At 69.5% G+C, this 24,181-nt stretch carries 21 protein-coding genes; 4 read left to right on the forward strand and 17 right to left on the reverse strand.

What is annotated here, in order from left to right; translation table 11 throughout:
• Positions 1 to 64 precede the first annotated feature (64 nt).
• The 14 genes from AB8M46_RS19365 to AB8M46_RS19430 all read right to left on the reverse strand — a co-directional run bounded on the left by AB8M46_RS19365 (position 65) and on the right by AB8M46_RS19430 (position 14,943).
• A complete protein-coding gene (locus AB8M46_RS19365) occupies positions 65 to 253 on the reverse strand; it encodes a hypothetical protein (protein WP_394361031.1) in 189 nt (62 codons plus the stop codon).
• Between the two features lie 181 nt (positions 254 to 434).
• The gene (locus AB8M46_RS19370) at positions 435 to 1,709 is read right to left on the reverse strand and encodes an ATP-grasp domain-containing protein (RefSeq protein ID WP_394361032.1); all 1,275 of its coding nucleotides are present in this window, start codon (positions 1,707 to 1,709) and stop codon (positions 435 to 437) included.
• The gene (locus AB8M46_RS19375; RefSeq protein ID WP_394361033.1) at positions 1,699 to 2,997 is read right to left on the reverse strand and encodes a cation:proton antiporter; all 1,299 of its coding nucleotides are present in this window, start codon (positions 2,995 to 2,997) and stop codon (positions 1,699 to 1,701) included. Before AB8M46_RS19375 ends, AB8M46_RS19370 begins: the two co-directional genes overlap by 11 nt.
• On the reverse strand, positions 2,990 to 4,783 hold the full coding sequence (locus tag AB8M46_RS19380; RefSeq protein ID WP_394361034.1) for an ABC transporter substrate-binding protein: 1,794 nt from the start codon (positions 4,781 to 4,783) through the stop codon (positions 2,990 to 2,992). The genes AB8M46_RS19375 and AB8M46_RS19380 overlap by 8 nt, the downstream gene beginning before the upstream one ends.
• Before the next feature lie 5 nt (positions 4,784 to 4,788).
• Positions 4,789 to 5,130, reverse strand: coding sequence for a hypothetical protein (locus AB8M46_RS19385; protein ID WP_037337764.1), 342 nt, complete (start codon positions 5,128 to 5,130; stop codon positions 4,789 to 4,791).
• Positions 5,127 to 5,936 carry a dimethylargininase gene (ddaH, locus tag AB8M46_RS19390; RefSeq protein WP_394361726.1) on the reverse strand — a complete coding sequence of 270 codons (810 nt, stop codon included), beginning with the start codon at positions 5,934 to 5,936 and terminating at the stop codon, positions 5,127 to 5,129. The genes AB8M46_RS19385 and ddaH overlap by 4 nt, the downstream gene beginning before the upstream one ends.
• Before the next feature lie 26 nt (positions 5,937 to 5,962).
• Positions 5,963 to 7,213, reverse strand: a complete 1,251-nt coding sequence (locus AB8M46_RS19395; protein ID WP_394361035.1) for an ATP-grasp domain-containing protein — start codon at positions 7,211 to 7,213, stop codon at positions 5,963 to 5,965.
• The gene (locus AB8M46_RS19400; RefSeq protein WP_394361036.1) at positions 7,110 to 8,756 is read right to left on the reverse strand and encodes a class I tRNA ligase family protein; all 1,647 of its coding nucleotides are present in this window, start codon (positions 8,754 to 8,756) and stop codon (positions 7,110 to 7,112) included. The genes AB8M46_RS19395 and AB8M46_RS19400 overlap by 104 nt, the downstream gene beginning before the upstream one ends.
• Positions 8,757 to 9,125 carry a cupin domain-containing protein gene (locus tag AB8M46_RS19405; protein ID WP_394361727.1) on the reverse strand — a complete coding sequence of 123 codons (369 nt, stop codon included), beginning with the start codon at positions 9,123 to 9,125 and terminating at the stop codon, positions 8,757 to 8,759.
• Positions 9,126 to 9,127: 2 nt separating this feature from the next.
• Positions 9,128 to 10,450: a lysine N(6)-hydroxylase/L-ornithine N(5)-oxygenase family protein gene (locus AB8M46_RS19410; protein WP_394361037.1), complete on the reverse strand. Its 1,323-nt coding sequence runs from the start codon at positions 10,448 to 10,450 to the stop codon at positions 9,128 to 9,130.
• A 15-nt stretch (positions 10,451 to 10,465) separates the two neighbouring features.
• Positions 10,466 to 10,735 carry an acyl carrier protein gene (locus AB8M46_RS19415; protein ID WP_394361038.1) on the reverse strand — a complete coding sequence of 90 codons (270 nt, stop codon included), beginning with the start codon at positions 10,733 to 10,735 and terminating at the stop codon, positions 10,466 to 10,468.
• Entirely contained in the window at positions 10,735 to 12,573 is a 1,839-nt protein-coding gene (locus tag AB8M46_RS19420; protein ID WP_394361039.1) for an HAD-IIIC family phosphatase, read from the reverse strand. Before AB8M46_RS19420 ends, AB8M46_RS19415 begins: the two co-directional genes overlap by 1 nt.
• Positions 12,574 to 12,583: 10 nt before the next feature.
• Positions 12,584 to 13,612 carry a 3-oxoacyl-[acyl-carrier-protein] synthase III C-terminal domain-containing protein gene (locus tag AB8M46_RS19425; RefSeq protein ID WP_394361040.1) on the reverse strand — a complete coding sequence of 343 codons (1,029 nt, stop codon included), beginning with the start codon at positions 13,610 to 13,612 and terminating at the stop codon, positions 12,584 to 12,586.
• A 287-nt stretch (positions 13,613 to 13,899) separates the two neighbouring features.
• Positions 13,900 to 14,943 (reverse strand): ParB N-terminal domain-containing protein, encoded by a 1,044-nt coding sequence (locus tag AB8M46_RS19430; RefSeq protein ID WP_081975783.1) that lies wholly within the window; start codon positions 14,941 to 14,943, stop codon positions 13,900 to 13,902.
• Between the two features lie 470 nt (positions 14,944 to 15,413).
• On the opposite strand from AB8M46_RS19430, the gene pepN reads away from it, so the two are divergent.
• Both pepN and AB8M46_RS19440 read left to right on the forward strand, forming a co-directional pair.
• A complete protein-coding gene (pepN, locus tag AB8M46_RS19435; RefSeq protein WP_394361041.1) occupies positions 15,414 to 17,894 on the forward strand; it encodes an aminopeptidase N in 2,481 nt (826 codons plus the stop codon).
• A gap of 20 nt (positions 17,895 to 17,914) precedes the next feature.
• Positions 17,915 to 18,946 carry an NAD(P)/FAD-dependent oxidoreductase gene (locus AB8M46_RS19440; protein ID WP_394361042.1) on the forward strand — a complete coding sequence of 344 codons (1,032 nt, stop codon included), beginning with the start codon at positions 17,915 to 17,917 and terminating at the stop codon, positions 18,944 to 18,946.
• On the opposite strand, the gene AB8M46_RS19445 is transcribed toward AB8M46_RS19440, so the two are convergent.
• The gene (locus AB8M46_RS19445; protein WP_394361043.1) at positions 18,839 to 19,366 is read right to left on the reverse strand and encodes a VOC family protein; all 528 of its coding nucleotides are present in this window, start codon (positions 19,364 to 19,366) and stop codon (positions 18,839 to 18,841) included. The two genes, AB8M46_RS19440 and AB8M46_RS19445, sit on opposite strands and share 108 nt — an antisense overlap.
• Positions 19,367 to 19,717: 351 nt before the next feature.
• Here AB8M46_RS19445 and AB8M46_RS19450 point away from each other — a divergent pair, with 351 nt between their 5' ends.
• Positions 19,718 to 21,076: a dipeptidase gene (locus AB8M46_RS19450; RefSeq protein ID WP_394361044.1), complete on the forward strand. Its 1,359-nt coding sequence runs from the start codon at positions 19,718 to 19,720 to the stop codon at positions 21,074 to 21,076.
• On the opposite strand, the gene AB8M46_RS19455 is transcribed toward AB8M46_RS19450, so the two are convergent.
• Entirely contained in the window at positions 21,066 to 21,404 is a 339-nt protein-coding gene (locus AB8M46_RS19455) for a hypothetical protein (protein ID WP_394361045.1), read from the reverse strand. The genes AB8M46_RS19450 and AB8M46_RS19455 overlap by 11 nt on opposite strands.
• Before the next feature lie 153 nt (positions 21,405 to 21,557).
• On the opposite strand from AB8M46_RS19455, the gene AB8M46_RS19460 reads away from it, so the two are divergent.
• Positions 21,558 to 23,510, forward strand: a complete 1,953-nt coding sequence (locus tag AB8M46_RS19460; protein ID WP_394361728.1) for a BTAD domain-containing putative transcriptional regulator — start codon at positions 21,558 to 21,560, stop codon at positions 23,508 to 23,510.
• Here AB8M46_RS19460 and AB8M46_RS19465 read toward each other — a convergent pair.
• Positions 23,479 to 24,174, reverse strand: a complete 696-nt coding sequence (locus AB8M46_RS19465) for an NIPSNAP family protein (RefSeq protein ID WP_394361046.1) — start codon at positions 24,172 to 24,174, stop codon at positions 23,479 to 23,481. The genes AB8M46_RS19460 and AB8M46_RS19465 overlap by 32 nt on opposite strands.
• Positions 24,175 to 24,181: the final 7 nt, after the last annotated feature.

Here is a 24,181-nt window from a genome sequence, read left to right on the forward strand (position 1 = left end):
AGTCGATGCCACACATGGACAAGACGATCAGCTCCCTGCTTAAAGGCTGCTAATCGGACACGCGTCAGCACTGCTGGCTTCGAGTGCCTGGACTTGAAGCCAGCAGCGCCTGCCCCGGCGCAGCATCGTGAAGGTCGACGTCGTCGTCGCCGACGCGCCCGAGATCGGCCCGCACCACGCGCCGCGAGTTGGCGTGCCTGGCCGGGTTGGCGATATCGATCGCTTCCAGCAGGACCGCGACTTCGATCCTCACCACCTTGTGGTCATGCTGCGTCGCACTGAGCGTCGATTCTCGAGCCCCGCAATGACGCCTCGACGCTCTACAACCTGTCTGGCATCTACCAAGCGCTGAACTCGCTGGGCTGTCAGGACCAAGTGGTGGGTGGGGAGATGTCCCCGGAAATGTTGGCTCAGCGGTAGGTCACGCCAGGACGTTACCGGCGCGGCGCCACGTGCCGACCGACACCTACCGGCGGAGTGGTGATGCGCAGCGACGCCTGGGCGGCGGCGAGGGTCCGCGCGCATTCGGCGATCGAATCGGCGACCGCGGTGACGTAGGCGACCCGCCCCCAGACCGTCCCTTTCGGCGGAGGGGACATCACGGCGCCGGGCTTGGCGATGGTGACCGCTTGATCCACGTTCGACGGCAGGGTCGTCGGATCGAAGCGGATCGCCGCGATGGTGGTGTCGTCCCGGTCGACGTAACAGAACCGGATCCCGGCCACTCGCCGCCGGGTTGGCCGGATGTCCAGCTCGTGACCGCAGGCCGCGGCGGCGGCGAGGACGCCGGGATCGATGCCGGTCGCCAGCTCGCCGAGGTAGGGGATCAGGTCGCCGCCGAGCCTGCCGTTGACCTCGATGAGTTTCGGACCCGTCCCGGTCAGCATGTACTCGGTATGCGTCCAGCCGTCGCGGAAACCCAGCGCGGTGTGCGTGGCTTGCAGGATCGAGGTGAACGCGGAGTCGGTGAGCAGGGGATCCTCCGCGTCCACGTAGTGACCGATCTCTTCGGCGTAGGGCGGGAACCCGACCACTTTGCGGGCGACGAAGAGCGGCGTGACCTTGCCGTCCGCGACGACCGAATCGACGCTGACCTCCTCGCCGGTCACGCACTGCTCGACCAGGACCGGATGGTCACTGGCGTAGACCACCGGGTCGGGTGCCTTGGTGTCGCGGGTGAAGGCGAACATCTCGCGGAGCCGCTCCGGGCTGTCGACCCGGACCACACCGAGGCTCGCACCGAGGCCGCGCGGTTTCAGGATCGCTGGGTAGCCCACCTCTTCCGCCGCGGCCAGCGCCTGCGCGAGGGTGCTGACCTTGACCGACCGCGGCTGGGGAACACCGGCTTCGGCCAGCGCGGCGCGCGTCTGCGCCTTGTCCCGGAGCCGCCAGATCATCGCCGGGTCGCCGCACCGCAGCCCGAGCGCTTCGGCGACGTGGGCGGTGGCGTGGATGCGCCCCTCGTCCCAGCACAACACTCCCTCGAACGGCTCGGCCTCGTGCAGCCGGACCGCCTCGCGGGCCATCGCGGGACCGTCGATCGTGCTGGGCAGCACGGTCCAGCCGGTGATGTACTCCCGTTCCCAGGTCGGCTCCGCGGTGTGGAACAAGTGCACCCGGAACCGGGTACCGATCGACCGCAGCAGGTACTCCCGGAACACCTGCCAGCCGGTCGCGATCAGCAGCAGTCGTGGTCGCTCACTGGACATGGAACCCCTTCTCCCGTACGCGTTCCTCCTCCGTGACGGCGATCCGGCCCACCGCGCGGCGCAGGGTCGGCGGCGCCATCAGCGAGGTCACGATCGCCACCAGCACGATGATCGTGTAGGTGGCGGTGGTCAGTACGCCGAGCCGCAGGCCGACGATCGCGACGATCACCTGGATGACGCCGCGCGCGTTGAGACCGCTGCCGAGCGCGAGCCCCTCCCAGTGGCTGAGCCTGCCCACCCTGGCCCCGAGGTAGGCGCCGGCGAACTTGCCGATGACGGCGACCGCCAGCACCAGTACGGCCGAGCCGAGCACGGCGGGGTCGCGCAGTGCCGTGAGATCCATCCGCAGCCCGGCGGTGGCGAAGTAGATCGGGGTGAGCACGGCAAGCACGATCGTGCGCAACGGGGCCAGCCGCGCGAGGTCGGCGTGTTTGGACGAACCGATCAGGATGCCGCACAGCAACGTCCCCAGCACCGGTTCCATGCCGATCGCGTGGGTGCCCGCGGCGGCCAGCAGGAGCAGGACCACGACGGTGGCGATACCCGGCCCCTGCTCGGACGAACGGCTCGCCAGGCGCAGCGACGCGTTGACCAGCGGCCGTCCGGCGACGACGGTGAGGACCAAGACCACCAGCAGGCCGGCGATCGAGAACGCCACCTGACCGGCGACCAGCCCGGTGACGGCCAGCGCGGACACCACCGACAGCAGCAGCCAGCCGACGATGTCGTCCACGGCCGCGGCGCTGACGATCAGCTGGCCGATGTCGCGATGCAGCAGCCGCATCTCCAGCAGGGTCTTCGCGATCACCGGGATCGCGCTCACGCCCATTGCCACGCCGAGGAACAGCGCGAACACGGCCCGGTCGGTCCCCGCCGGGATCAGCGAGGCGGGCAGCACGAAGCCGAGCCCGATGCCGAGTCCCAGCGGCACCAGCAAACCGCCCGCGCTGGTCCAGGCGGCTGGTCCGCCCTTGCGGCGTACCAGTTTCAGGTCCATGTGCATGCCGGTGATCCCGACCAGCAGCAGGACACCGAGCTGCCCGACGGCGTCGAGCAGATTGAGCTGGGTGGCGTCACGCGGTAGCAACCAGGCCGACAGACCTGGCGCCAGATGCGCGAGCACCGACGGTCCGATGAGGACACCGGCGGTCAGCTCGCCGACCACCGCCGGCATCTTCAGCCGGATGGCGAGCCGTCCGAGGGCGAACGCGAGCCAGAGCAGCAGTCCCAGCTGGAGCAGGAACAGCAGCATGGCGTGCGCGCTGATGGGGGCGACGGGGTCAGCCATCGACGTAATACCAGTTCTCCGGGCTGATCATGCCGAACGGATTGACCGGTTCGAAGCCGCGCAGGGAGCGGGCGACCTCGAACAACCGGATCGGGAAGTTGGGGTTGAAGACGACCGGAACCTGCTCGGCGATGTAGTCCTGGTACTCGTAGAGGACTTCCGGATCGTCGGTGGTGACCGTGCGCTCGATCAACTCGTCGGCCACCGGATCGTGGTAGTGACCGAAGTTGCCGCCCGCGTCGGTCCTGAACAGGATCTCGCCGGTCGGGTGGTGGTAGACCCAGCCGCCGTTCCAGCAGCACATCTCCCAGGTGCACGGGGTTTCGTCGGTGGGGTAGCAGGGCGCGTCCTCCGCGACCAGGATCGAGCCGTAGACCTCTTCGAGCCGTAACTCGATACCCGCGGCTGCGGCGTCACGTTTGTACTGGGTCATCAGCCGGGTGAGCGCCGGCCGTCCTTCCACGTAACGCAACCGGAAGCTCAGCTCGGTGCCGAGCGGGATCCCTTCGCCCGCGAGCTCCGGGTCGACGCACACCGCGGGCGTGACGCTGGTGTCCCAGCCGTTTTCGGTCAGCAGTTTCTTGGCCCGCCCGGGATCGAAGGGCAGCGGCCACGCTCCGCCGCGCTGCGGCGGCGACACCAGGTCGGTCACCGGGAGCATCGGCATCGGCCCGTTCTGGCGGTAGGCGTAACCCTGGTAGATGTCCCGGACCGCGGCGTCCTGGTCGAGCGTGCACTGCAGTGCCTGGCGGAGGTAGGTCTGGGCGAACATCTTCCCGACCACGGTGGGATTGTTGAAGTTCAGGCTGGTGTACCGGATGCAGTACGCCACCTGCGGCACCATCGTGTAGTGCTCCGCCAACGGGTTGACGCCGCCCTTGGTGGGATCGTCGGTGTGCCCGGTGGCGAAGCTCAGCGGCAGGTAGCCCACCTGGACCGCGTCCTCGCCTTCCGGCCCGTCTTCGAGCCTGCGGTACTCCTCTTCGTCGGAGGAGAACGGGATCTGCCGGAATTCGTCGAGATACGGTTTGTTCGGACCGGAGTAGTGCTCGTTGGGCACGAACGTCACGACCCCGTCCAGGGTGTAGCTCTTCAACCGCCACGGCCCGCTCACGACACTCCACACAGGACTGTCGGCCCAGCGGGTGCGGTGCTCGTTGCCCTCGTCGATGATGTCGCCCTGCTCGGCCATCAGGTAGTCGTAGACCGCCTCGACGTCGGCGAGGTCGCCGGAGGCGTTCGCCGGGCCCGCCGCGGTGCGATCCCACGCCTTCGGCAGCGGGATGATCAGGCTGAGCTGGTTCATCAGGACCCAGCGCCGGGAGTAGACCTTGTCGAAGGTGAAGTAGCAGGTGTCCTCGGACAGCTTGCCGTAGTCCGTGCAGTTGTCGGGGAAATAGCCGGGGGTGTATTCGCCGTACCGCTCGCCCTTGACCTTGAGCAGGTTCACCCAGAACAACACGTTGTCGGCGCACAACGTCTCGCCGTTCGACCATTTCCACGGTTTGATCTTGACCGTGACGGTCAGCCCGTCCTCGCTCCACACAGGAGGCTCGCCGATGCTGGAGGCGTAGTCGACCTCGGGTGTGCCGTCGCTGCCGAAGAAGTACAGGGTGCGGTACATGAGGGCCTGGAACTCCAGGACGTTGCGCATGCCCATGCGTTCCGCCGGGGTGAACGGGAAGATCACCGCCGGCGGGAAGCCGGGCGCGCAGGCCCAGGTGACCGTGCCGCCGCGGCGGGGCTCGCCTTCGCGGACCGACGGCATCGCGCTGGTGCGGGTCATCGCCGTCACCGGATCTCTTGCAGGCGGGAGACCCCGACGGACTGATGCGGGCCGTAGCGCTGCCACACCTCGTCGAGCTGGATCCGGCCGTCGTCGAGGATCCGCGGGATGCTCGTGCAATGGCCGGAGATCACCTCGCCGCTCTCCAGGACCATGCAGTACGCGAAGTCGAGTTTCCCGTCGGGGCCGCAGGTCCCGGTCAGCGAACCGTGGCGGGCCTTGCCGCCGGAGAACTCGCCCCAGATCAGGTCGCCGTTCTGCCGGTAGACCGCCACCCGGTCCTCGCTGCCGTCGTCGGTGCCGTCGACGGCGACCGGGCTGAACCGCCGTCCTTCGTAGTTGATCATGATGGCTCGCGGCGCCTTTCTGTGGAGGGGAGGGGTTCGCGGAGTTCCAACGCGCAGCATTTGGCCGCTCCACCGGCCTTCAGGAGTTCGGACAGGTCGACGGCGATCGGGGTGAAACCGGCCGCCCGCAGGCTTTCGGTGAGATGGACGGCGGACTGGGGGAGCAGCACGTGCTCGCCGTCGGAGATGGCGTTGAGGCCGAAGACGGCGGCGTCCGCCTCGTCGGCCAGGATCGCGTCCGGATACAGCTCCCGGAGCACTGCCTGGCTGTCCGGCGAGAAGGCGCCGGGGTAGTACATGATCTCCTCGTGGTCGAGCACCGCCAAAGCCGTGTCCAGGTGGTAGAAGTACGGATCGACCAAGTGCAAAGTGACCACCGGCAGCCCGAAATGGTCCGCCGCCTCGGCGTGCGCGCGATGGTCGGTGCGAAAGCCGGTGCCCGCGAGGATCCGGGCACCGGTGGGCAGCATGTCGCCCTCGCCCTCGTTGACGAACCCGGCCTGCCGGACCGGATAGCCGTGCTCGGCGAACCAGGCCTGATACGCGGGTTCCTCGCCGGACCGTTGCGGATGGCGGTACCTGGCCGCCAGTACCCGCCCGTCGATCACGGTGGCCGCGTTGGCGGCGAACACCATGTCGGGCAGGCCGGGCCGGGGCGGCACGACTTCGACCCGGTGGCCGAGCGAGACCAGCCGGGCCCGCAACCGGTCCCATTGCACGAGCGCCAGCGGCGCATCGGTCGGTTTGTCCGGCTCCATCCACGGATTGATGGAGTAGCTGACCTCGAAATGTTCCGGCGGGCACATCAGGAACCGCCGCGGACGGGCTGTTCTCACCGGTCACCTTCCAAGGTGACGGTGATCTTCCCGGCGAGCTCGGTCATCAGCCCGTAAGCGTCCTCTTTGGACGTTCCAGTGGTGCCGAGGAAGCCGAAGATGGTGTTGCCGTCGGGCGGCCGGAGGATGACGTCGCCGGGACGGGCGGTGATTTGCTGAAGGAAGACCCGATCGGACTCGGTCACCTCGGGCGGAACCTCGATGCTCTCGACCACGCCGCCGTCGCAGATCAGGCACATCGCGGTGATATGCGTCCCGGTCGGCCAGTAGTGGCGGACGGGCGGTTTGACGCCCCGGCCGACGTCGACCACGGACCGGATCGGGTCGTAGTCCGCGGTGATCCGGGCGATGGTGTCCAGCCCGCCGCCGCCCACCCTGGCCGCGATCTCCAGCAGATGCGGTTTGCCCTCGTGGTAGCGCACTTCGGCGTGCATCACGCTGCGCCGCAGGCCCTGCGCGCGGGCGGCCGCCTTGACCGCGTGGTGCACCCTGGCCAGTTCCTCGGCGGGCAGGGAGGTCGGCGCGTGATGCACGTCGTCGTCGAAACTCCTGCCCTCCGCCGTGATCCGGTCGACGACCGAGCCGAGGTAGACCTCGTCGTCCCAGGCGAGCGCCTCCATCAGGTACTCGGGTCCGTCCAGAAAGGACTCGACGAGCAACCCGATCGGACCGAGGTCGACGTCGTCCGCCTCGGCGTTGATCCAGAACATGTTCCGCAGGCCCTCGCTCGCCGTCGCGAAGTCCCGCGCCATTTCCTGCGGACCGTCCACCCGGTAGACCAGATGGCTCCCGGCGCCCAGGGTGGGCTTGAGGATGACCGGATAGCCGAACTCGGCTCCCGCCGCCAGCGCGTCGTCGAGTTCGGTGACGTACCGGAAGGCGGGGATCGGCACGCCCGCCCGTTCGTAGGCCTGGCGCATCAGCAGCTTGTTGCGGCTGTTGCGTGCCGCCTCGACGCCGATACCCGGCAGCCCGAGCGCCTCCGCCACCGTGGCGACCGCGATCACCGCCGCCTCGGAAAAGGTGATCACCCCGTCGAAATGCTCGGTGGCGTGCCATTCCTCGGCACAGGCGACCATCTCGTCGATCTTCTTCGAGCCGACGAGCCGGTAGTGGTCCGCGGGCCAGAAGTCCGCCGTCCCTTCACCGTTCATCACGTACAGATCGACGCCGAACGCCTGCACCTGCCGATAGCGGGAGTGGTAGTAGGTCAGGTACTGACGGGTCTCGATGGTCAGCAGCTTCATGGCCAGCCTCCTCGGGCAGCCGCGGGAGTCGGAACACGGGAACGGAAGTGGGCGTTTCGGCCGTGAGGGACAGGTCGGCCCCGGCCGCGGCCGCCGCGCCGGCCGCGTCGATCAGGATCGGGGCGGCGCCGGCCAGCAACGTGCGCGCCTCGAGCATCAGGTCGCCCGCGGCGATCGCCGAGCCGGCGGCCAGGTCGCGCAGCCGGTTCAGATGGGTGAGCACCGTTTCGGCGGCCCGGTTCATGCTGTAGCCGGGCAACTCGTAGCAGCCGCGGAACCGTTGCACCATGGCCGCGGCGCGCCGTCGCCCGTCCGGAGTCACCGGCACCGCGCCGGAGAGCCCGCGAGCCGTTTCCGAGATCGCCTCCGACAGCGCGTTCCACGGGGTGCTGAGCCGCCGGTACCCGTTGTCGCGCAGGCCTTCGCGGGTGAAGCCGGTGCGCGACAACTCCGGCGCGGTATGCGCCAGATGGAACCGGACGAGGTCGCGCGGGACCTCGGCGAGCAGGTCGCCGGTCCAGATCAGATGGTCGCGACTGGTGGAGAACTTCTCGCCGGCCAGATCGTAGAACTCGTTGCAGACGTTGGCCGACGGCGTGACGTACCGGTCGCCGTGGGCCAGCAGGAACACGAGATCCATCAGACCCCAGTGGTAGACGTTGTCGTAACCGTGGAAGTAGACGACCTCGGCCTCGTGTTCGGCGCGCCAGTGCTCGTCGAGCGGCAGCGTGGTGTCGCCGACCGACCACCAGGTGCTGTACATGACCGCGGGCATCGCCTCGATCCACGGGTACAGCATCTGCCCGGAGGTCTCCGGGAACGGCGCGGGAATTCCCCACGCCGCCGGGATCGTCACGGGAACGTCGGGCAGCGGCTTGGCCAGCAACTCCCCGATGAGCTGCATCGCGTGCGGCCGCCACCGTCCCGCCTGCGCGGTGTAGTAGGCGGTCAACCGGTCCCGGTACTCCTCCATCGGCAGCACCAGGATCTCCGTGTCGCGGTAGCCGACCGGGTCGTCCGGGTCCATTGTGGAGTGCGGGTCGAGCAGCTCGTCGTAGTTGTTCGGGTGTCCGCAGGCCTCGCACACCCCGCCGCTGCTGCCGGCCAGGCACACCGGGCAGGTTCCGCTGACCAGCCCGTCGAACAGGTAGGTCCCCGAACGTGTCGCGACCGGCAGCCGCACCGTCCGCTTCCGGAACCGGCCCGCGTCGTACAGCGCGGTGACGAACTCGAGCACCGCGCGCCGGTACACGTCGTCGATCGGCGGGAGACCGGTCGTCGAGATGCCCATCGCGGAGAGCGAACGGGCGATCGCCTCGGTCGACCCGGCGCACAGTTCCCGCGGGGTGGTGCCCGACCGGCGCGCGGTGGTGACCACGTAACTCTGACTGTCGTCGGTGCAGGTCGTGTAGATCACCGAGGCGCCGGTGGCCCGCAGATACCGGGCGTAAACGTCGCCCGCCAGGTACGGCCCGGCCATATGTCCGATGTGCAGGTCGCCGTTGGACGTCGGCGTCGCGGCGACCACGATGGTCGTGGACATCTACACGCCGGCCTCGTCGCGGGTGGTGAACCGCCCGGCCATGTCCTTGTCCCACCAGACCGCGTACATCCGGAACTCCTCGGATCCGCTGTTCACCACCTGGTGGTGCGAGCGGGGCGGGAAATGCACGATGTCCCCGGCGGCGAACGGCGTCCGGCGCCCGTCGCAGACGATCTCCGCGGATCCGGCCATGGCGACCCAGATCTCGTACTCGTGGTGGCTGTGCGCCCCGGACTCGGCGCCGGGCGGCACCACGCACCAGGAGCCTTCGAAGGGCGCGTTCAGTTCCGGCCACGGCAGCAGCCGCGTGGCGGCCAGACCGTTGTCCGGCTTGAGCCGCGCGCTGTCGAACTTGCGGATCTCCATCATGGTCACTGCGCTCCTTGCGTGGCGGCGAGCGGGCGTTCGGCGGTTTCGGTGACGGCGGACAGCGGCGGCATCCGGCGGTCGGCGAGCAGATCGGCGACGATCTCCGCCGCCCGCGCGGCCAGCACGCTGAGCAGCGAATCGGCGATTCCGTGGGTGGCCTCGTTCACCCCCTGCAGATGGCAGGTCCCGCTGAACGACGGCGGCAGGCTCATCCGGTAGCTGCGGTTGACGGTGATCTCGTCCACCCCGACCGCGGACGCGAGATCCTTGACGATCCCCGGCATCCGTTTGGTGAAACCGGTGCCGAGCAGCACCACGTCACAGCGCTGCGTGAACCGGCGGCCGGATTTGCGGTCGACGAGGGTGAGCACGATCTCGCGGCCGTCCATCTCGGCGCCCGCCACGTCGACCATCGGGATCATCTCGATGCGCTCGGTGCCGGTGAGCCGCTCGATGTACATCTGGCGGTACAGCGTGTCGAGCATGTCCGGGGCGAGCCCGGCGTAGTTGGTCCGGTGCATCTCGCGCAGCAGCTGCGCCCTGGCCTCCGGCAGCGCCGAATGGAATTCGTCCACAAAGGACGGGTAGTACAGCTCGTTGGTGAACTTGCTCGCCTCGTAGGCGTTGAGGCCGATCGAGCGCATCACCATCGTGCACCGCGCCCCGGGGAACGTCTGGTGTGCCGTCCAGAGCATCTCGGCCGCGCTCTGCGCCCCGCCGACGACGACGATTCGGCGCGTCCGTTCGGGATCGAGTTCGCCAATCCTGGCCGCGAACTCGGTGCTGTGGATCATCAGCTCACGGGGGATGGACGAGAAGGTGTCCGGGACATAGGGATCCCGTCCGGCCGCGACCACCAGATGACGGCACACCACCGCACTGCCGTCGGCCATCTGGACCAGCCACTCGCCGGCCCCGTCCGCGACACCGAACGGCCGGACCGAGACACACCGCCGCCCGTAGTCGATCCGCACGTTCGGCAGGGATTTGGCCACCCAGCCCAGATATCCGGAGATCTCCATCCGGTACGGCGTGAAGCTGCCCAGGTTGATGAACTGGTCCAGCCGTCCCACCGAGTGCAGGTAGTTGACGAAACTGAAGGCGCTGCGCGGATTCCGCTGGGTGACCAGGTCCTTGAGGAAGGAGACCTGGCTCTGCGTCCACGGGATCAGCATGCCGCGCTGCCAGACGACGTCGTCCTGCTGCTCGACGATGAGCGTGTCCTTCGCGAGCTCCGCCTTCGCGAGCTCTTCGACGGCGACGCCGAGGGCGAGGCCGGACGGTCCCGCCCCGATCGCCAGCAGCTCTACTTCTTGAAATCGCACCGCAATCCTCCCCGGTTATCCGCGCCGTCCGGCGCCCGCGTTGGTCGTCGCGGCGGCCGCGACGAGGTCGATCAAGGCCGTTACCGTGTGCGCGGCGTGGTAGGCGCGCAGATCGAGCGTCACCGCCAGCCTGCTTTCCAGCCGGGAGAGGGCTTCCAGCGACGAGAGGCTGTCCCAGCCGTGCGTAGCGAGCGCCTCACGGGCCCGCAGTTCGCCGATCGGCTTGCCCAGCACTTCGCTCAGCGTGTTCAGTACGACGGACGTCGTGTCATCCAGTTCGGTCATCACTCGTCTCCGGGGTAGGCGATCCAGGTGGGCAGGCAGGTCGGCGCGGTGGCGGGCACCACGGTGTACGTGCCGTCCTCGTCGGACGGGGTGAAACCGGCCTTCTCCCAGAAGCCGTCGGCCACCTTGTTGCGCTCGCTCGGCACGTAGCGGCCGGCCACCGCGGTGGCTCCGGCGTCGCGGGCCCGTCGCACGATCCAGTCCGCGATCGCGAATTCGATGCCCCGGCCGAACACCCGGCAGCTCAGCACCAGGTTCAGCACCCACCACACCCGGCCGCGGCTCTCGATCCACGCGGCGCCGACGATTCCCTCGTCGCCGAACCGGTCCGACACCGCGAACGAGGCGACCAGCCGGTCCGGGTCGGCGCACATCGCGGTCGTGGCGCCCTCGTCGAACCGGATCCCGGTCAGGTTGAACTGGTTGGTGCGGGCGGAAAGCTGGGCGACCCGGCCGATCTCGAACGTGGTGACCGGATGCGCGATCAGCCGCGTCCCCAGCGCGTGCAGGTAGTCCTCCGAGGAGGCGAACCCGGTGGAGAAGCCGGTGCGCAACGCCCGCGAGCGGTACAGCGCCGGACGTTTCAGGTCGGTGTCCGTCAGCTCCGGTACGTCGAACCAGCCGGGACGCAGCAGCGAGCGGACCAGATGGGCGGGGTCGCCGTCGGCCGCCACCACGGCCATCTCGGGAAGTTCGGCGGCCACGTGCCCGCGTTCGAACGGGGAGTCGTCCATGAAGACGAACGCGTTCGTGGCCAGGTTGAGCGTCTCGGCGGCGTGCCGCAGGTTGTCCGCCTTGGCCGACCAGTTCACCGCGCGGACCGCGAAATCCTCTGGCCGCAGCAGCATCTCCGGATGGCGGGTCAGCACCTCGTCCACCGGCCCGGCGTCGTTCTTGCTGGCCAGTACGAGGATGACGCCTTGTTCGCGCAGACGGCGCACGGCTCGCTGAAGGTCCTGATAGCAGTTCCCCGGGTACAACCCGCCGAGCTGCAGCCCCGCCTCGCCCGCTTCCCCGAGCACGCCACCCCACAGGGTGTTGTCCAGATCGACGGTGAGTACCTTGCGGGACAACCCGGATCGGGCCGCGGCCACCCTGGCGACCCGCCGCGCCAGCGTGAGCAGCGCGCCGTCGGTGTACGGCAGGTCGGCGTACCGGTGCAGCCGGTCGTCCCTGGCCGCGACCGCGACGTCGGCGAGTTCGCCCGCCAGGTCCACGACCGTGATCCGGCCGTCCTCCTCCGCGAGACCGAGGAGGTCCGCGTTGAGCCGGTGCCAGGCCCGTGCGGCCGCGGCGCGCGCCCGCCAGCTGATCAGCGAATCACGCAGCCCGGCCGGGACCGGCACGGTGTGCAGCACGAACGTGCCCGGCGTACGCCGCAGGCAGGCCAGGATCGCTCCCCGGAACTCGGCGAACCGGGCCTCGACGTGCGCGGCCAGGCCTTCGGTGTCGACGGCGCTCCACTCGCGCGGCAGGAAGTACCGCTCGTCCATCAGGCAGGTGACGAGGTCGGGGGAGCCGTCGATCTCACCCGCGGCCAGCGTGAGATCGAACGTGCCGTAGTCACCGAGGAGCAGGGTCGGCTGCGCGCCGACGGCGACCATCGCGGCACGCAGCAGGTGTTCGAACGGGCCGATCGTGCAGGTGGCCAGCACGGTCACCTTGACCGGGCGGAGATCCGGCTCGAGCGAGGGGAGATCGGCCAGGACGTGGCCCGCGCGGCGCATCGTCGCGGGGTCCTCGACCTCCGCCAGGAGCCGGCGCACCCCCGGTGCCGGTGCCGTCCGGCCGTCGACCGCGGCTCGCAGGCCGTCGAGCAATTCCGTGAAATCGTTCATCGACCCCTGCCTAGACTCGGAAAATCGTGCAATACCAGCGCATGCCGATGGAGATTCCGGCGAGCGCGACGAGATCCCCTGAATTCAGTTCCCCGCGGTCGAGGTAGGTCCCGAGCGCGATCAACTGGTCGGCCGCTCCCATATGGCCGTGTTCGGCGGCGAGATCGTGGTTCGTCTTCGCCAGCGGGATATCGATCAGGCCTGCCAGTTCGGCGATGCCGTCCGGATCGTTGATGTAGACGAACCGCGCGAGATCCGCGCGCCGCACGCCCGCCCGGCGGCAGGCCCGGTCGATCACCTCGACGACCCGCGCGTTGAGTTGCTCGCTGAAGTGCGCGAGCCGCCGGGGATCCTTCCGGAAATGAGCCTGCACGCGTTCGGTCCCGCTCGGCGCCGTCGCGCTCGACCAGCCGGGCGGCGGTACCGGCGTGACACTGCCGCCGACGTCGGTGCGGAACCAGTCGCAGAAGTCGGAATCCGTGAACTGTTCGGTGGCCAGCCAGGTGACGCGGTCGTGGCCCCGGCGCAGCACCACCGAGACCGCGCCGTCGCTGTGCACCGCGTTGTTGACGTTCATCCGGTTGCGGTGGAATTCGCTGACCCGGTTGACGGCGGTGAAGAGCACCGTGCCGAGTTCCGGTTGCAGTGTCAGCTGTCCGGCGACGGCGCCGAGTCCGGTGACCCCGCAGGCGCAGCCTTCGGTCAGCAGCATCGTCTGCCGCTCCCGGATCTTCAGCTCCCTCGCCAGCGCCGCGGAGGAGTCCCAGTACGGGTACTCCGCCAGCTCGGAATTGGCCACCACCACCAGATCGACGTCCTCGGGGTCCACCGACGCCCTGGCCAGCGCGTGGGCTGCCGCCTCCGCCGCCAGCGCGGTCGAGGTCACGCCGTCCGCGGCACGGTGGAAGGTCCGGTAACCCCAGCCGACGACGCGTTCCGGGTCGGTGACGTAGGAACCGGCGGTGCGTTCGACGTCCTGGTCTTCGCCGAACGCGTAACCGAAGCCGGCGATGCCGAATTCGGCGAGCGGTGCTGCCATTTCTTCTCCTCATACCGAGCCGGTCATCCGATGAGAAATCATGAGCCGATGTCGCGGGCGGCTGTATTCGAAAATCGCCGCACGCCATTCAAGGACGACGGGAGTTCTCGGGCAATGGTGGTCACTTTTCGTGGCCTGGCGCGGCGCGGTTTCCGAAAGTGTTTCGGCCACAAGGCGTGGTGTCCGGGAATAGTGCCGCACGCTTCGCGCGCCGACAACTGCTCGATGTTCAACTGCGTCCCCGGTGCCCGGTTGAACACCGGTCGTATTCACTCGCGGTATCCGGGTTATGACTTCTGCGTGCCGACCCGCTGTTCCAGTTGTCGCGCGAACTCGATCCACTCGTTGGCACACCGGCGGGCCAATGCGGCGAGGACGTACACGCTGTGTGGCGGGACGGTGTCGACGAGTTCGCGCCACTCCTCCTCGGCGATCACCCGGTGGACGAGCCAGCGCAGGGTCCGGGTGCCGGACTGGGCGAACCGCAGCGACGGATCGCGTTCCAGGTTCCGAAGGACCGCGTTGCGCTCCTTCGTCGAGAGACGCTCGGTGTGGTCGTGCGCGGGCGGGCCGGCGTCGCGGCGGTCGGCCACGGTCTCCCGGACGGCGCGGGGACGGCGTGGCGGCACTGGGTCCTCGCCGCGCTGGATCCGCTCCCGCACGTCACGGACGGTGGCCGGGGCGATCCCCGCCGCCCGCGCGATCGAGCGCAGCGACGCGTCGGGGAAGGCCGCGATCAGCTGGCTCGCGACGCGACGGCCATCGGTGCTGTCCAGCGGGCGGACCCTGCCGTCGCGACCGAGCCGCGCCGTCGTCCGCGGCAACCCGTCGATCCGGCCGCGAACCGCGGCGACGGTCCGGGGACCGAGGCCCGCGGCCGCGGCGATGGCGCGATCCGACCAGTCCGGATGGGAGATGACGATGCGGGCGACCGCGGCCTCGCGGTCCGCGTAGGACAGCGGCAGGCCGTGCGCGACGTTGGCCTTGACCGCCAGCACGAACGCGTCTTCCTCGCTGCCGTCGAAGAAGACCACGTCGATGGTGCTCTGGCCGCGCAGGCGGGCCGCGCCGAGCCGGTGCATCCCGTCGATGATCCGCATGGTCGACCGGTGCACCAGGATCGGCGGCAGCGCCCGGTCCGGTTCGGCCAGCACCCGGATGTGCTCGGCGTCCTCCCCGATCAGCCGCGGCGAGTCCGCGGGCCGCAACGCGGCCACCGGGACGCTGTAGGTGACCTGATCCGCCTTCGGATACCCGGTCGACGGTTCGTCTTGGTCATTCGAATCAGCCGAATGTTCCTGGCTCGAGGCGTGGTCAGCTTGCCCGGTCAATGGGCACCCCCGTCGGGTTGTGTACGGCAAACCTGCGACTTACTCTTCAATGAGTCCTGGGCGCCTGAACCGATTACCGAATATCGACTCTTCACTGTTTTCGGGCGAGGTCGCCTCGGACCGGAAAGTTCGATTTGTACGGCAGTGCGAGGATGTCGAATCAACGACCGCCGCGTCCCCTCTGAAATGTCCCCATTGGATCGGCGTCGTTCAACTCATGAACTGCGTGATCACTGTTTCCCCTCCCCGCGCTCCTGGTCAGAGGGTATGTCTTCGATCGACGGTGAACTAGGTGCTCAACTGAGTCCCCGGCCCCGCTGTATCGGCGTCCAAGCGCGGTGTGGTGTTCAACTGGATCGGGCGGCACGGTTGCGCGGGGAATGCGCTGTCCGGCGGCCGGGTGATTGTCTATTCGGCGGCCGCCTGAGCTGTTCGGCGGCCGCGATGCAGCTATTTGGAGGGCCGAGGAAATGCCCAGTCTGACGCAGGCCGAAGCGAAAGAGCGCGGCGCATTGCTGCGGATCCGGTCGTATCGGGTGGATCTCGATCTGACGACCGGCGACGAGACCTTTCGATCGACCACGAGAATCCTCTTCGACGCGAGCCCCGGTGCCACGTTCCTCGACGTGCGTCCCCGCGAGCTGCGCTCGGTGATCCTCAACGGCCGGGGACTGGACCCGGCCGCACTCGACGACGGCCGGTTCCCGCTCGACGGCCTCGCCGGGGAGAACGAGCTCGTCGTGGTCGCGGACATGGCCTACTCGCGGGAATGCGAAGGGCTGCACCGGTACGTAGACCCTGCCGACGGCCGCGTCTACCTCTACGCCTACGTGTTCATCGACAACGCGCCGCGGATCTTCGCCTGCTTCGACCAGCCCGATCTCAAGGCGCGCTTCACCTTCGACGTCACGGTCCCCGACGACGACTGGCAGGTGCTCGGCAACGCGCCGTCGACCCGGCTCGGCCCGGGACACTGGCGGCTAGCCGAAACCGCGCCCCTCGCGACCTATCTGACGACGCTGGTCGCCGGCCCGTACGAGTCGTTCCACGCCGAGCACGGCGGAGTTCCGCTGGGCCTGCATTGCCGTGCGTCGCTGGCGGACGGACTCAAGGCCGACGTCGAGGAGGTCTTCGAGATCACCGGGCAGTGTCTCGACGAGTACCAGCGGCTGTTCGGCGTGCCCTACCCGTTCGAAAAGTTCGACCAGGTCTTCGTACCCGAGTTCAGCGTGCTCTCCCTCGACCATCCCGGTTGTGTGCTGCTGCGCGAGCTGTACCTCTTCGGGTCCGCGGTGCCGCGGAGCGAACGGGAGACCAGGGCCGTGGTGATCGCGCACGGCCTGTCCCTGATGTGGCTCGCCGGTCTGGTCACCAACACCTGGTGGGACGACCTGTGGCTCGGGCAGGCCTTCGCCGACTACATGGCCCATCGGGTGACCGGCGACGTGACGAGGTTTTCCGGCCCGCTGACCACGTTCGCGGTCCGGCGCAAGGCCCAGGCCTACGTGGCCGATCAACGGCCGTCGACCCATCCAGTGAGCCTGGCCGGACCGGACGTGCGGACGGTGCTGCTCGAACTGGACCGGATCTCCTACTTCAAGGGCTCGTCGGTCCTGCGTCAGCTGGCGGCCCGGGTCGGTACTCCGGCGCTGCGCGCGGGCCTGAGCACCTACTTCACCCGTCACGCGTACGGCACGGCGACGTTCACGGACTTCCTCACCGCGTTGAGCGAGGCCGCCGGCACAGACCTGACGGAATGGGCGCGGGTGTGGTTCTCCACCTGCGACGTCGGCACGCTGACCCCGGAGATCACGGTGTCCGGCGGGGTGATCACGGCGGCCGCCGTCCGCCAGGACGTCCCGGAGGAGCATCCGGTGCCGCGGCCGCACACCCTGGACATCGGTTGCTACGGCGAGGAGTCCACGACGATCCGGGTCACGATCGACGGACCGCGGACCGCGCTGCCGCAACTGGTGGGCCGTCCGGCGCCGGACTTCCTGCTGCTCAACGACGGCGACCTGACCTACGCGAAGATCCGCTTCGACGATCGTTCCCGCGCCGCGCTGCCCGGGTTCCTTCCCGAGCTGTCCCCGGTCAACCGCGCGATGGTGTGGTGCGCGCTGCTGATGGCGGTGCAGGACGGCGTGTACCCGGCCGCGGATCACCTCGAACTGGTGACCGGGATGCTCGCCGTCGAAACGGATCCGTCCATCGTCGTCGAGGTGCTGGAGCAGGCTCGTATCGACGTCGCCGACCGCTTCCTGCACCCGGAGCGGCGGCCCGCCGCGCTCGCCGCCGTCGCCGATGCTCTTCGTGACCGGATCGCCGAGGTCGAGCCGTCCGACGAGATCTGGCTGTGCCTGTGCCGGGGACTCGTCGAGTTCAGTACCGACGTCGACGAGCTGCGTGGCTGGCTCGACGGCACCCGCCTGCCGGCGGGGCTCGTCCTCGACGCGGATCTGGCCTGGCGCACCAGGTACCGGCTCGCCGTGCTCGGCGCGTTCTCCGAGGACGAGATCGCCGCCGCCCACGCCGCGGATCCCGGCACCCGCGGCGAGCAGTTCGCGGCGAAATGCCGTGCGGCCAGGCCGGATCCGGCGGCCAAGGCGGCGGCGTGGAAGGCGATCGTCGGCGACACCGAGATGTCCAGCTACGGGCTCTGGGCGCTGGCCGAAGGATTCTGGCAACCGGAACAGGCCGAGCTGACCGCCGGCTACGTCCCGCGGTTCTTCGCCGAGATGCCCGCGGCCGCCCGGTCGCGCGGCGACCTCGTGCTGGACGTGCTGGTGCGGTTCCTCTACCCGCGCTACGCCGTCTCGACGGAGACCTTGCGGCTGGCCGACGAACTGCTCGCCCGCCCCGACGTCGAACTGCCGTTGCGCAGACGGGTCGCGGATTTCACCGGCGACCTGCGCCGGGCCGTGGCCGCCCGGACCGGCGTCACCGGCTGAGCCGGGGGAGGGAGGTCACCGTGCGGGTGGGAATCGTCGGCGGGGGCGTCGCGGGCGCGCTGCTCGCCTGGCGGCTCCGTCAGGCGGCGCCGCGGAGCACGATCGACGTGTACACCGCCCGGTCGACCGACGGCGACGCGACGAGCGCGTCCGGCGGGCTGGTCCGCGGCTTCGAGCGGCTGGCGCCCGCGGGCAGGTTGGCCGCGACCGGTCTCGCCGAACTGCGCGCCAACCCGGCGTTGCGGGCGGCGTCGGACTACCGGGAGGTCGGATCGGTGTACCTGGCGCTCTCCGGGGACGGGCTCGCCGATCCGGTCCGGGTGATCGAGGAAGCACTGCCCGGTTCGGCGACCCTGCTCACCGCGCCCGAACTGGCCGCCCGATATCCGTTCCGCGGCCTGCCTTCCGGGGTGACCGCGGTGGTCGAACGGCACGCGGGATTCGTGTCGCCCGCCGGGCTGCGGGACGCCGTGCTGGGCTGGCTCACCGACCGCGGCGCCACGGTCCGGCGGATGCCGGTGGGGACCGTGGACCCGGCCCCGGCGCTGCGGCTGGCCGACGGCGCGACCGCGGGTTACGACGCGGTCGTGCTGGCCGCCGGTCCGTGGACGCCCGCCCTGCTGGCGTCGAGCGGGCTGCCTGCCGGAGGGCTGCGCGTCAAACAGATCCAGTACACCGTCTACGAAGGAGGGCCCGCGGGGCTCGGCACGTTCGTGTGGGAGGGCACCGGCATGTGGGGCCGCCCGGCGGGCGACGCGGGATTCCTGCTCGGTCTGCCTGGTGACCGGTGGGACGTCGACCCGGCCGGTCCGCGGCCGGACGTCGCGCTCGTCGACCGGGTCGCGAGCGAGGCCCGCCGCCTGCTCGGGCATCCACTCGCCGAGCACTGTCCACATCGGACGACAGTTTCGTCCGACTGCTACCACGATCCGCCCGGTCTCGAACTACGCGAGGTCGTGCCAGGGGTGTTCACCTTCACCGGCGGATCGGGCGGTGCGGCGAAGACCGTGGTCGCGGCGAGCCGGGTGGCGGCCACCGCGTTGCTTCGATGAGCTGCTATCCCGGTACTGGACCAGTTCCACCAGCAGACCGGCGGGTCGGGCCAGGTAGGTGAAGGCGACCAGCATGCCCGGCCGCGCGCCGGCGCAGGGTTCGCGGTCGACCGGGGTGAATCCCGCGCCGCGCAGGCGGTCGAGCTCCGGTTCGAGGTGATCGACCTCGATGGCGATGTGGTGCAGGCCAGGGCCGGATCTGGCCAGGTGGCCGTCGAGAGCCGAACCGGGTCCGGCAGGGGAGACCAGCTCGATCAGGGGGCGGCCGCCGGGTCCGGGTGGCTGCCAGAACTCGCACGCCACCCGGTAGGCGGTGGCGATCCCGCTGTCCAGTTTGGACATTCCGAGTGCGGTCATAGCGGGTACGAGTCCCGCGGGTTCTTCGGTGACGAGTCCGATGTGGTCGATGCCGAGCAACATGGCCCGAGATTAACGCTGCCTCCCGGCGTTCTATCGATAGGCAAGGCGAACGTGGCGTTTGCAGCATGGCAAACTGTCCACAAGGGACACTTTGCAGCGACTCTCCGTCCGATTTATGCCCGTGTGGGTGAATCTGTGCGAGGGTCGTGAGTGAAAAATGCTGTTAGAACGATCATTGCCACTCACGACCCCCGGGTGAAGCGCCCAAAACGGACACTCTGACGAGAGCTGGCGTCCCTTGTGGACAGTTGACGTCTTGGCTGCTCCCCGCCCAGTGCCGCCTCCCGGCGTTCGATTCACCGTGCAGCTGACCGGGTCTTTTTCCGGCCGCCGCGCCGTACGATCCGATTCATGAAGAACAATCTTCCGACGGAGGCCGAATTGAGAAAGGCCGTCGAGCGGGAAATGGCCCCGGCGCGCGCCGATCTTGAGAACTTGGTCCGCATTCCCGGAATAGCCTTTCCCGAATTCGACCACGCGCAGGTGGACCGTTCCGCGGAGGCGGTGGCGACGGTGCTGCGCGGCTGCGGACTGGAGACCGGCGTCGTCCGGGCCGGTGGGCAACCGGCCGTCATCGGCCGCAAACCCGCGCCACCCGGCGCCCCGACGGTGCTGCTCTACGCCCATCACGATGTCCAGCCGCCGGGAGACGAGGCGCTGTGGGACAGCGACCCGTTCGAGCCGGTGGAGCGCGACGGCCGGCTCTACGGCCGGGGCGCCGCGGACGACAAAGCCGGGCTCATGGCGCATGTCGTGGCGCTGCGGGCGCTCGGTGACGCCCTGCCGGTCGGGGTGGTGGTGTTCGTCGAAGGCGAGGAGGAGTACGGCTCGGCGTCGCTCTCCGAGCTGCTCCGGCTGCATCACGACAGGCTTCTCGCCGACGTCGTCGTGATCGCCGACTCGGCCAACTGGGACGTCGGGGTGCCCGCGCTGACGACTTCGCTGCGCGGGATCGTCAACTGCGTGGTCGAGGTGCGTACCCTGCGCGACCCGGTCCACAGTGGAATGTTCGGCGGCGCCGTGCCGGACGCGCTGACCACGCTCGTCCGGTTGCTGTCGACACTGCACACGGACGACGGCGACGTCGCGGTGGAGGGTCTCGCCGTGGGGCCGGAGTCCACTGTGGAGCTTCCTGCCGAGCGAGTGCGGGTCGAGGCGGGGATGGCTGAAGGTGTCCGGTTCACCGGCACCGGTTCGCTGGCGGATCGGTTGTGGACCAGGCCTTCGCTGTCGGTCCTGGGTGTCGACGCGCCGTCGGTCCTCGAGTCGGGCAACGCGCTGGTCCCGGTGGCCAGGGCGAAGATCAGCGCCCGGCTGGCCCCCGGCGACGACCCGGCCAAGGCGTTCGCCGCGCTCCGGGACCATCTGGAGGCCTACTGTCCTTGGGGCGCCACCATCTCGGTCTCCCTGGACGGTGGCGGAGCGCCGTGCGTCATCGACACCACCGGGCCACGGTATGAGACGGTCCGGTCCGCTTTGCGTACCGCGTGGGACGGGGTTTCGCCGGTCGAGATCGGTGTCGGCGGCTCGATTCCGGCCGTTTCGACGTTCCAGGCGGAGTTCCCGGACGCCACGATCGTGGTGACCGGTGTGGAGGATCCGCAGACCCGGGCACACGGTCCGAACGAGAGCCTGCACCTCGGCGAGTTCGCCCGGGTCTGCCTCGCCGAGGCGCTCATGCTGGCCGGGCTGGGCCGCCCTACCGGATGAGCCGGCCCAAGTCGTGCCCCGCGGCGAACACCGAAGTGTCGTAGTCGTCGATCATCGCCGAGACCGGGCCGTCGTATTTCGCCAGCCATTCGTCCGTGGTGTAGAGCGACTGGGATCGTTCGACCCGCTCTTCCTCGGACGGAAAGGCGCGAAGCAGGAAATAGCCGTTTTCGTTGTTCAAGGACGGGCCGTGCGCGAGGACCGTTATCCCCAGGCTGCGCATCAGCGGAATGGTGCCCTCCCGGCTGATCCGGTCGAATTCCGCCCGGGTTCCGGGCTTCACCTTGAACAGCCGGATCTCCAGCAACCATGATTCAGCGTTATCCATCGTGCACCTCACCCTCGGTGTTTCTGGAAGGGCGAGTAGAGCACCGGAGAATGGTGGTCGTCAATTAACGGCGAAGCGAACGAGTCATCGTCACCGGCCAGGTTCCGGTACCTCGGCCCGCTCGAATTCTTCGACGGCGGGCAGTGGTCCTCGATCGGTGCGCCGAAGCAACGCGCACTGCTGGCCGTCCTGCTGATCAACGCCAATCGCGTGGTTTCGGCGGATCAGCTCATGGCGGAGCTGTGGGGCGAGCGGCCGCCGCCGAGCGCGGCCGGTCTGCTGGCCGGCTACGTCTGGCGGCTGCGCAACGGCCTCGGCGATCCGGGAGGCCGGATGCTGAGCACGAGGGCACCCGGTTATCGGCTCGTGCTGCCTGCGGGCGCGACCGACGTCGACGAGTACGAGAAGCTCGTGACGGCGGGCCGGAAGAGCCTCGCCGAAGGTGATCTGCCCGCCGCGGTCGGCACACTGACCGAAGGGCTCGGGATGTGGCGTGGCACCCCGATGGCGGACGTGGCGATGGTGCCGTCCGTCCTCGCCGAGTCCGCGCGGCTGGAGGAAGCACGCCTGGCCGTGGTGGAAGCGCGGATCGAGGCCGAGATCGGGCTCGGCGGACACGAGACGCTGCTGCCCGAACTGAAGCTGATGGTTTCGCAGTTCCCGTTGCGCGAACGGCTGCACGCGCAATTGATGGTCGCGCTGTATCGCTCGGGCCAGCAGGCCGAAGCCCTTGGCGCGTACCGGGATCTGCGCGGCCTGCTGGTCGAGGAGCTCGGTGTCGAGCCGAGCAAACCGCTGCGAGAGCTGCAGGGCCGGATTCTGCGTGACGATCCGTTGCTGCTGGAGACGCCGCGGCGCGCCACCCCGGCGACCGCGATCTTGCGGCCGGCCGTACCGCGCACCCTTCCTCCGGACGTGCCCGCGTTCATCGGCCGGGAGCAGGAGCTGGCCTGGATCACCAGCCGGCTGGCGAGCGGGGAGCAGCGCTGCGCGGTGCACGGTATGGCGGGTGCCGGCAAGACCGCGTTGGCGGTGCACGCCGCGCACCGGATGACCGGGTCCTTTCCGGACGGTCAGGTGTATCTGGGGCTCGGAGCGTCCGCGGCGCACGGTCCGGCGTCACCGGCGGACGCGGTCGGGCGGCTGCTCGCCGCGCTGGGTGTACCGGCCGCGGACATCCCGCCGGAGGAGGAAAGGGCGGGCGCGCTGCTGCGGACCGTGCTGGCCGATCGACGGGTGGTCCTCGTCCTCGACGACGTCGCCGACTCCGCTCAGATCCGGCATCTGCTGCCCACCGCGCCGGGCTGCGCGGTGATCCTGACGAGCCGCCCGGCCTCCACCGCGGTGGACGGGGCGGGGCTGCTTCGCCTCGGCAGGCTCCCGGCGACGGCCGCGACGGCGCTGATCCGCCGTTATGCCGGCGCCGCCCGGGTGGACGCCGATCTCGCCGCCACCGTCCGGCTCGCCGGGCTCTGCGACCATCTGCCGCTCGCCTTGCGGGCGGCGGCGACCCGGCTCGCGCGGCGTCCGGAGTGGACGGTCGGTGAGTTCGTTTCGCGGCTGAGCGATCCCCGGCGCCGGTTGGAACAGCTGACCTGCGACGGGCTCAGCGTCCACGCCGCGCTGCGGGCCGGCGTCCGTTTGCTGCGGTACTCCGCCGATCCGCTGCCGACGCGCGTCCTCGGCAGACTCGGGGTGCTGGACCTGCCGGTGGTCTCGACGGCCGTGCTCGCCGCCGCGCTCGACATTCCCGTCGCCTCGGCCGAATCCGCCGCGGAGCGGCTCGTCGACGCCGGACTCGTCGAGACGCTGCGGATGGACCGGTACCGGGTGCCGGGGCTCGTGCGGCTCTTCGCGCTCGGCGAGTACGTCACGGCGGACGAGGAACGGGCCGCGACGCACCGCGTCCTCGGGTACTACGAAGGCGCGGTGCGCGACCAGCTTTCCCGCCTCGCGGCGAACCGCGGGGCCGGCCTCGCTTGGTATCGCGAGGAATGCCTGACCCTGCGGGCGCTCGCGGCCCGCGCATCGGGCACCGAATTGCCCGGCCTGGTCAGCAGGCTCTCCTCGGAGCTCAGCGGAGCATCGACCGGTCGGTGGGGGTGAGCAGCAGCCGCTCGACCCGGTCCGGGAGGCGAGGCTCGACGTCGTCCCGCCACTCGGGGAGTGTGGCCAGCCGGTCGATGTGCTCGGCGTAGGCGTCCTGCCCGGGGAACGACGCGAGCACGACGAGCACATGCTCGCCCGTGCGGACCGGCAGACCGGTGAAGTCGTTCTCCGCGTACTCCGTCCGCAGCAAGGCGAGCGGTGTCGCGCCGGCCTTCGTCAGCAGGGGGAGAACGGTCTCGTCGAAGAACCGGACGAACCCTTCGTCCGGCGGCGAAGGAAGATAGTGGATCGTGGCCGTGACCAACGACGAAGCGGGCGTGTCCCGGACTGCCGGGTCGAGGCCGGGCAACACGCCCTGGCGGACCGGCCGCAGCAGCAGCACGTCATCCGTGTCGATCATAGTGGCGTTGGCCGCCGCTGAGTTGGCCTTCCAGGTCGGACCGGTGTAGAAGCTCGTCAGGGCCTGGAACCTCGCGGGCATGCCGGGGAAGCCCCGCAGCCATACGAAATGGTCCGGGCGGTCGAGGTCGCGGAACTGCCCGAGGACGCGCATCCCGGTGGCTTCCTGGGTCTCGACGAACTCCCGGTCGAACAGCTCGATCAACACCTCGCGCTGTCCCGGCCGAAGGGTGTACTGCCGCAGCTCGATAACGTCCGTCACCCGAAGA

It is taken from the genome of Amycolatopsis sp. SB7-3, assembly GCF_041021335.1.
Lineage (GTDB): Bacteria > Actinomycetota > Actinomycetes > Mycobacteriales > Pseudonocardiaceae > Amycolatopsis > Amycolatopsis japonica.

What these genes read in the sequence shown, in the direction of transcription:
- AB8M46_RS19370 (WP_394361032.1), bottom strand. Translation starts at nt 1,709, where the DNA reads ATGTCCAGTGAGCGACCACGACTGCTGCTGATCGCGACCGGCTGGCAG.
- AB8M46_RS19375 (WP_394361033.1), bottom strand. Translation starts at nt 2,997, where the DNA reads ATGGCTGACCCCGTCGCCCCCATCAGCGCGCACGCCATGCTGCTGTTC.
- AB8M46_RS19380 (WP_394361034.1), bottom strand. Translation starts at nt 4,783, where the DNA reads ATGACCCGCACCAGCGCGATGCCGTCGGTCCGCGAAGGCGAGCCCCGC.
- AB8M46_RS19385 (WP_037337764.1), bottom strand. Translation starts at nt 5,130, where the DNA reads ATGATCAACTACGAAGGACGGCGGTTCAGCCCGGTCGCCGTCGACGGC.
- ddaH (WP_394361726.1), bottom strand. Translation starts at nt 5,936, where the DNA reads ATGTGCCCGCCGGAACATTTCGAGGTCAGCTACTCCATCAATCCGTGG.
- AB8M46_RS19395 (WP_394361035.1), bottom strand. Translation starts at nt 7,213, where the DNA reads ATGAAGCTGCTGACCATCGAGACCCGTCAGTACCTGACCTACTACCAC.
- AB8M46_RS19400 (WP_394361036.1), bottom strand. Translation starts at nt 8,756, where the DNA reads ATGTCCACGACCATCGTGGTCGCCGCGACGCCGACGTCCAACGGCGAC.
- AB8M46_RS19405 (WP_394361727.1), bottom strand. Translation starts at nt 9,125, where the DNA reads ATGATGGAGATCCGCAAGTTCGACAGCGCGCGGCTCAAGCCGGACAAC.
- AB8M46_RS19415 (WP_394361038.1), bottom strand. Translation starts at nt 10,735, where the DNA reads ATGACCGAACTGGATGACACGACGTCCGTCGTACTGAACACGCTGAGC.
- AB8M46_RS19420 (WP_394361039.1), bottom strand. Translation starts at nt 12,573, where the DNA reads ATGAACGATTTCACGGAATTGCTCGACGGCCTGCGAGCCGCGGTCGAC.
- AB8M46_RS19425 (WP_394361040.1), bottom strand. Translation starts at nt 13,612, where the DNA reads ATGGCAGCACCGCTCGCCGAATTCGGCATCGCCGGCTTCGGTTACGCG.
- pepN (WP_394361041.1), top strand. Translation starts at nt 15,414, where the DNA reads ATGCCCAGTCTGACGCAGGCCGAAGCGAAAGAGCGCGGCGCATTGCTG.
- AB8M46_RS19445 (WP_394361043.1), bottom strand. Translation starts at nt 19,366, where the DNA reads ATGTTGCTCGGCATCGACCACATCGGACTCGTCACCGAAGAACCCGCG.
- AB8M46_RS19450 (WP_394361044.1), top strand. Translation starts at nt 19,718, where the DNA reads ATGAAGAACAATCTTCCGACGGAGGCCGAATTGAGAAAGGCCGTCGAG.
- AB8M46_RS19455 (WP_394361045.1), bottom strand. Translation starts at nt 21,404, where the DNA reads ATGGATAACGCTGAATCATGGTTGCTGGAGATCCGGCTGTTCAAGGTG.